The 7730-nt window shown below is 48.5% G+C and carries 5 protein-coding genes; 2 read left to right on the plus strand and 3 right to left on the minus strand.

Annotated features, from left to right (window positions below; genetic code table 11):
• The coding region (locus AB7U36_RS14345) for an aminotransferase class IV (RefSeq protein ID WP_428160422.1) at positions 1–672 on the plus strand (672 nt) is incomplete at its 5' end.
• Between the two features lie 27 nt (positions 673–699).
• Here AB7U36_RS14345 and mfd read toward each other — a convergent pair.
• The 3 genes from mfd to AB7U36_RS14360 all read right to left on the minus strand — a co-directional run bounded on the left by mfd (position 700) and on the right by AB7U36_RS14360 (position 7244).
• Entirely contained in the window at positions 700–4194 is a 3495-nt protein-coding gene (gene mfd, locus AB7U36_RS14350; protein WP_428160423.1) for a transcription-repair coupling factor, read from the minus strand.
• Positions 4195–4325: 131 nt separating this feature from the next.
• The gene (gene xerD / locus AB7U36_RS14355; RefSeq protein ID WP_428160424.1) at positions 4326–5213 is read right to left on the minus strand and encodes a site-specific tyrosine recombinase XerD; all 888 of its coding nucleotides are present in this window, start codon (positions 5211–5213) and stop codon (positions 4326–4328) included.
• 21 nt (positions 5214–5234) lie between these two features.
• Entirely contained in the window at positions 5235–7244 is a 2010-nt protein-coding gene (locus AB7U36_RS14360) for a formylglycine-generating enzyme family protein (protein WP_428160425.1), read from the minus strand.
• Positions 7245–7526: 282 nt separating this feature from the next.
• On the opposite strand from AB7U36_RS14360, the gene AB7U36_RS14365 reads away from it, so the two are divergent.
• On the plus strand, positions 7527–7730 hold a 204-nt coding region (locus tag AB7U36_RS14365), incomplete at its 3' end, for a ParA family protein (protein ID WP_428160426.1).

Consider the following 7730-nt stretch of genomic DNA (forward strand, 5'->3'; position numbering starts at 1 on the left):
TTGTCATCGGTCACAAAAATCGGTCTTACACCGGCATGGACCAAGGCGGAGATCAAGAGAATCGTTTTTAACGTTCTTGAAAAAAATGCCCCTATGGACGAGGCCAATATCCGCATCCTTGTGACGGGCGGATCCAGCCCTGATTTTTTCAGCCCGGCTGATCATCCGCGGCTGATTGTTCTGGTAACGGATATTCCTGCCCTGCCTGCCCATTGGTATACAAAAGGCGTTAAAGTGATCACCTTTGTCCAGCAGCGTGCTATTCCCGATGCCAAGGCCACCAATTACATCCCTGCTGTTCTGGCCTTGAAAAAGGCAAAGGCCCGGGGCGCTGTGGAGGCCCTGTATATGACCCGGGACAACATGGTTCTTGAAGGCACCACCAGCAATCTGTTTGCCCTGTTTGACGGCACCCTGGTTACACCGGGAAAAGGGGTGCTCAAGGGCATTACCCGGAAAACCGTTCTGGCCCTTGGGAAAAAGCTGTTTCCCGTATCTGAACAGGATATTTCCCTGGACACCCTGGTGTCTGCCTCTGAACTGTTCATCACCGGAACCAACAAAGGCATTGTGCCTGTGGTTCAGGTAAATGACCATATTATCGGCACCGGCATGCCCGGACCCGGCACCCGGGCCTTAATGTCAGCAATGGCAGATCAGCGGGGCAAATAAAAAACCTTAGGCAAACAAGGATCAGGTTCATGCCGGTGAAAGGGCACCGGAAATAGAGGAAAGAATCTGCTTTGTTTCAAGCAACGCCCTTGAAATATTACTGCGTTTGTTCCCAAGCTGGATCCGGACACATGTTTTTTTGACAAAGGTTGCAGCCACTGTTTTTTTCAGCACAGTTTCAATGTCAGTCAGGGAGCGGGTCATATGGTCAGGGGAAAACTCCAGGACCAGCACATCCGCGGTAACATCCAGACGTTTGACCCCGGCCTTGATGGCAAAAATTCTCAGCATAATTTTAAGCAGCATGTTTTCAGCAGGTTTTGGCAGCGTGCCATACCGGTCCTCCAACTCTTTTTTCATGTCTGCGATATCCGATACCCGGGTCATCCTTGACAGTCTTCGGTAAATTGTCAGACGCTGCTCCACGGATTCAATGTAATCCTCAGGAAACCCCGAAGACATGGATGCGTTGATTTCAGGTTCCAGGGGCTCGGTTGCATGCTCGCCCTTCATATCTTTGACTGCGTGGTCCAAAAGTTTCAGAAACATATCATATCCCACGGCTGCAATATGACCGGACTGGGAAGCGCCCAGGGCCGTACCTGCCCCGCGAATCTGAAGGTCTTTCATGGCAATCTGGAAGCCGGAGCCAAGATCCCGGTGTTCCATGAGTGCTGCCAGCCGCTTTCTTGCATCCTTGGTGAGCTGGGACTCATCTGAAATAAACAGATACGCGTAAGCCTGGTTGTTCCCCCGGCCGATACGGCCGCGCAGCTGGTAGATCTGGGACAGGCCGAAACGCTCTGCCTTGTCTATAATCATGGTGTTGGCACTGGGTATGTCCAGACCTGATTCAATAATGGTGGTGCAGACCAGCACATTGATCTGCTGATGAATGAACTTTTCCATCACCTTTTCAAGTTCGGCTTCGGACAATCTGCCGTGGGCCACACCGACCTTTGCATCGGGAATCAGTTTTTGTATATTTTCTGCGGTCTTGAATATGGTTTTGATGTTGTTGTGGACAAAAAAGACCTGACCCTTTCTGTCCAGTTCTTTGATAACAGCTTCCCGGACCACGGCATCTTCATATTTGGTGATGTATGAAATTATGGGCTGACGGTCTGCAGGCGGGGTGGTAATCACTGAGATATCACGCATCCCGGTCAAAGACATGTGCAGGGTTCTTGGAATGGGTGTGGCAGACAGTGCCAGCACATCCACCGCAGCCCGTTTCTGTTTCAACCTTTCCTTGTGCTTGACCCCGAACCGCTGCTCCTCGTCAATGATTAAAAGGCCCAGGGATTTAAAAACCACATCCTTTTGCAAAAGCCTGTGGGTACCAATGACAATATCCACCGCACCGGCAGCTGTTCTTTTTAAAATATCGGTCTGCTCCTTTCGTGTGCGGAAACGGGACAGACATTCGGTGATTACCGGATAATCCTTGAAACGGTCCCGAAACGTGCTCAGGTGCTGCTCGGCCAGGATGGTGGTGGGCACCACCAGGGCCACCTGTTTGCCGTCGTTCACCGCCTTGAACGCGGCCCGGATGGCCACTTCGGTTTTTCCATAGCCAACGTCCCCGCAGACCAGCCGGTCCATGGGCGTATCCTTTTCCATATCCAGGTGGACATCATCTATGGCCCGGAGCTGATCCCTTGTCTCTTCATAGGGAAATCCGGCTTCAAAATCATTGTAATAGTTATCCGGACGGCTGAATGAAAATCCTTTGGCCACTTTACGCCGGGCATACAGATCAAGCAGGTCTGCTGCCATTTTTTCAACTTCGGCCCTGGCCTTGGCCTTGGCATTTGTCCAGGATCTGGATCCTATTTTATCAAGCACAGGGGTGTACCCGTCCACCCCGATGTATTTGCCGATGACCTCCATCCTGTCCACGGGAACATAGAGCTTGTCATCATCCTGGTAAACCACCAGAATAAAATCCTGGGTGATGCCGGATACAGTAAGGCTGAACAGGCCCTCGTACCGCCCTACCCCATGTTCTATATGAACGATAAAGTCTCCACTTTTCAGCTCTTCAGGGGCAATGAACTCCGCTTTTAAATCCCGCCTTGCCGACACCCTGCGCCGGATGCGTTTTCTGCCGAAGATTTCATCTTCGGTCACAATGCTGAAATTTTCCAGGTCCGGGATAAAGCCGCTGCTCAACGTGCCCACGGTAAAATAGATGCCCGGCGTCTTGTCAGAAAGACAACTGAAATTCCCGCAAAATTGCGGTTCTATACCATAGGGTGCAAGAAGGGCATTCAACCGCCTTGCCTGGGCATCCTGGCTGAGCACAAATAAAATGTATTGAACATTCTGCTGCTGTTGCGCAATCCATTCCACCAAAGGAGTTAAAGGCGTGGTCTCTTTTGTCCTATTCTGCAAGGATTCTGACAGCGCACGGTTATCTGAACACTTCAGGGAAAGGATTTCTGCCTTATCCCTGTCCGGTTCCAGCATAATCTGTTTAAAACAAAGCGTTTTAGATGCAAAAATTTTTTCTTCGGCGTCCTGCCAGTCCCGGCAAACAGATTCCGGTGGCAGGCTTAATCTTTTTTCATCCGCCAGGGCATTAAAATTATGCTTTAAACTGTCATGAAACTCCGTTGCCTTTGTGGGCAGCACACCTGCATCATCCAGGATGAAAAAGGTATTTTCCGGCAGGTAGTCAAACAGTGTGCCCAGGGAATCATACACAATGGGCAGCATGGACTCGATGCCGTCAAACCGCCCGTTGTCCCGGATCTGGTTGACGTAATCCCGGATTGCGTCCGCCGTGAGCCCGGCCCGGGCCCCGGCCTGGCGCAGGCGGGCCTGGACATGGGGCAAACTTTGCTTTGTGATCACAGCTTCCGTGGCCGGGACAATCATGATTTCAGCAAGTTCCTTTGTGCCGCGCTGGGTATAAGGAGAAAAATGGCGTATGGATTCCACAAGATCCCCGAAAAACTCCAGGCGCACCGGCTGTTTTTGCCCCGGGGAAAATATGTCAACAATACCGCCCCTGACAGCATACTCACCAGGGTCCTCAACAAGGGTGGCCCTGGTATAACCGCTTGCTTCAAGGTTTTCCAGCAACCCGGCCCTGTCAATCTCTTCATTGGTCATGACAAGTTCAAAACTGTTTGTCATCACTTCCCTGGGCATCAGAAAAGATAAAAGCGGATCAACATAAGTCACCAGAAGAAACCTGTCCCGGATTGTCTCACTAATGCTGAACAGGGCCGCAAGTCTTGCGGCTGACGTATCTTTATGAAAGGAAATGTTTTTGGCGCCCGGATAATGGCTGCCGGGGAAAAAAATGATGCGCTGCCGGTTGGCCGGCATAAAAAATTGAAGATCGGAAATAAACGCCCAGGCTGTTTTTGCATCCGGCAAAACAATGACCAAAGGCTGGTTCAGGCGGCAAAACAGTTCAGCAATAATCCAGGCTTTGGGGGCATAGTTGTTGTCCATGGCAAGCATGGTGTGACTATTTTTTTTTAACGAATTTAAAATGGCATCAATCATTTTATTTAAGTGGGCGTATCTGCATTGAACAAAATTTGTTTATCCCCTAAAGCACCTGGGAATTTTCTAAACGAGGTTGAGAATCTATCATCCAGGTACCAAGTGTGCAAGGTTTAAACTTTTTTTCGCCACTATTTTCTGGGATGAAATTCATGATGCATTTTAATCAGGTGGTCCCGTGAAATATGGGTATAAATCTGGGTGGTTGAAATATCGGAATGGCCAAGCATGGTCTGGACCGACCGCAGATCTGCCCCACCCTCTATCAGGTGGGTGGCAAAGCAGTGCCGCAGGGTATGGGGGGAGACAGGACGGGCAATGCCGGCAACAAGCGCGTGTTTTTTTATAATTTTCCAGAACCCCTGGCGGGTCATGGGCTTGCCTGCCCTTGCAATAAACAGGAAGTCACTTGAAAGCTGCTTTAATTCCATGGGACGCCCCTGGTCCAGCCAAAGCCTTGCGGCTGTTTTGGCCTTTGAACCAATGGGGACAATTCTCTCTTTGGCGCCTTTGCCCATAACCCTGACAAGACCGGCGTCCAGATTCACGTCAACCACCTTTAAAAATACAAGCTCTGAAACCCGAAGCCCGGCCCCGTACATGATCTCCATCATGGCAAGATTTCTTTGCCCTTTAGATGTTGTGGCATCACAGGCGTTCAAAAGAAGTTCCACCTCATGTACGGAGATAACACCCGGCAGATGCTGGCCGGTTTTTGGAATATCAATATCTTTTAAGGGGTTGGCGGATATCAGCTTCTCTCCTGCCAGGTATTTATAAAATCCCCTGATGGAGATCAGGTGTCTGGCCCTGGATCTGGCTGACAGGCCCTGGCGGGTCAGGTGGACCAGCCATCCAAGAATGGCTGTGGTGTCTGCATCGCAGATATTCTCGATTTCGTTGTCACCCAGGTAATTGATATATGAGGACATATCTGTTCCATAGGCTGTAATACTATTGGCAGAAAGCCCTTTTTCTATGGTCAGATAATCCATATATGCGTCTGCCAGTTCATGCATGGTCTCATCCTTCATGGCTTGTTACTGGAAAAGCTCGGATATACATCGAAAGCCGATGATGCTGGCAGTGGCGTCCAAAGGGAACAGGCCCCGGGAGCTGATGGTGACTGAGTCCTTGGCATTCCAGGCCCCGCCTTTGGCCACATTGAACAACTTGTTTTTATGGGTGGCAAAAGGGGGGGGCTGGGTGTCAGCTGTCCATTCCATTACATTGCCCAGCATATCAGCCATGCCGAAAAGATTGGCGGCATGGTCATAGCTGTCCACAGGACTTGTATCTGCAAGGCCTGAAGATTCAATGTTCAATGCTCCCGGATCAAACTGATTGCCCCAAGGGTATTTTAAAGCCATGTCCGTGCGGGCAGCAGCCTCCCACTCGGCTTCCGTGGGCAGACGCCGGCCGATCCAGGCGGCATAGGCAAAGGCATCATCCACACTGATTTGAACCACGGGATGGTTCCTTTTGCCGTAAAGGGTGGAGCCAGGTCCCAGCGGCTGGTACCAGCAGGCCCCTTTAACAGTGGAAGACCCGGCCTGTTTGCTCCAGGTTACTTTTTCCCCTTGTTTTTTAAACCGGGAATGGTAAACCGTTCCGACACCTTTTCTTTCAGCTGTGGTGACATATCCGGTCTGTTCAATAAAAATTTCAAATAACGCATTGGTCACCGGATATTTGCCCATATACACCGTGGGCATATTAAAGGGTTGTAATGCCATACTGGATTTCAAGGATTTGTCCGTACCAATGGTATAGGTACCTGCGGGGATCTTAATGTAAGCATTAAATTTTCTTTCACGCTCTCCCAAAGCATCGTCAAACTGTTCGGCAAGCTCCCGGGCTTTTCTAAATTCCTCCAGAACTTTGAGTTCTTCTTCATCAAGCTCGTCAAGCGATTCTAAGTCTTCATCTTCACCTAAATCAACTTCTTCTAATTCCTGATCCTCGTCAAGCTCAATGTCTTCTATTTCTTCCAGGAACTCATCATCATCAAGCTCAACATCTTCTATTTCCGTGTTCTCATCAATCTCTTCCAACGTTTCAAGGTCTTCATCCTCGTCAAGTTCTATCTCTTCGATATCCTGGTCTTCATCTATCTCCTCGACTTCTTCAAGCGCGTCATCGTCAATCTCTTCTATTTCAGCATCATCTATTTCAACATCATCATCAATCTCTTGGATATCGCCATCAAGAAGTTCCTCGTCTATCTCTTCAAGGTCTTCATCCTCGTCAAGTTCGACCTCTTCGATATCCTGGTCCTCATCTATCTCCTCGACTTCCTCAAGCGCGTCATCGTCAACCTCTTCTATTTCAGCATTATCTATTTCAGCATTATCATCAATCTCTTGGATATCGCCATCAAGAAGTTCCTCGTCTATCTCTTCAAGGTCTTCATCCTCATCAAGTTCGATTTCTTCGATTTCTTCATCATCAATTTCCTCAATCTCACCCTCATCTTCGAGGGGGCCGTCACCATCACTGCCAGCCCCTTCGTGGTCATCAAAGATTCCGGAGCCAAGCCGGTCCAGCACCTTTTTAATCTCTTCTATGATATCAACGGACTCATTGTCGGCATCAGGAGACTGAATTTTATTCAGGAACTCAGCCACGGCGTTAAGCACACCAACAGCTTTGGTAAGATCAAATCCATCGGTTTTTACAGCATCACTGAAAGACTGCAAAAGGCTGGTTTTAGCATCCTCTGTCATATCAAAGACATTGGACTGGGTCAGGGTTATGTCCTCAGAATTAAGGCCGTTTTGGGACAACTTTTTCAAGTCGGCATTAATGGAGGATTTAAGACTGGAAAAATTTCTTCTTTTGGATTTTATTTTTGCAGGATCATCTCCGACATCCCAGATCTGGCGGATAATACTGTCCCCGTCAATGGACAAAAGGTCCTGAATACTATCTTCGGAGTCATAATAGGCAAATATGGCCCGAACAGCCGTATCCTTGACAGATCCGGGGCGGTAGTTAAGATTTTCCAATGCCTCGGTAATGCCGGACAGGGTTATGGATACATTGGCCAAACCTTAAAATGCTCCTTTTAAACAGTCTTGAAAGACTGAATAATACTAGGTTATAAAGGCATCTGAATCCGGGATGATATGCGTTTTTGCCCAAATACAGGTTTTTACGTGCTTTTTATAAATATATCATGATATAAGATAAAATATATTTCAACTGCACAAAAATTTTGATCTTAAGGCAAAAATAAAAAAGAATTCTTCTGCTGACTACAGATGAAAGCCCTGATAATAGAGCATTTGACGTTGATGAATTTTTTATGAGCATGCTAAAGAGATAAAAAAATGAGACATGTATTAACTATTTCAGGACTGAAGGGTGGCACCGGAAAGAGCATCACAGCCCTTAACCTATCCGCCTCTGTGGCACTTTATGGGAAAAAAGTGCTGCTGGTTGACTGCGACCCCCAGGCAAGTGTATCCCAATGGCGTAAGATTGATTCAAAGGGGAATGATCATGACCTTGCACAGGTGCTGGCCGGCAGAATA

This window comes from Desulfobacter sp. (assembly GCF_050177295.1).